At 68.5% G+C, this 235-nt stretch carries 1 pseudogene; it reads right to left on the minus strand.

The annotated features are described in order from the left end of the window. Positions 1 to 235 (minus strand): annotated as a pseudogene (locus IE95_RS0118445) (methyl-accepting chemotaxis protein); the annotation flags it as partial.

Genomic DNA, 235 nt, shown 5'->3' on the forward strand with positions numbered 1-235 from the left:
TCAGATCCGGAACTGGGCGACGCGGGTGCGCAGCTCGACCGAGATCTGCGCGAGCTCGTCGACCGCCACGCTCATCCGCTGCATCGTCGCCGCACTGTCCTGCGCCGCGGTCGCGATACCGGTGATGTTGCCCGCAATCTCCGAAGCACCCGTCGCCGACTCCTGCACCCCCCGCGACATCTCCGTCGTCGTCGCCGTCTGCTCCTCCACCGCCGAGGCGATCGTCAGCTGATAG

This window comes from Oerskovia turbata (genome assembly GCF_000718325.1).
Taxonomy (GTDB): Bacteria; Actinomycetota; Actinomycetes; order Actinomycetales; family Cellulomonadaceae; genus Oerskovia; species Oerskovia turbata.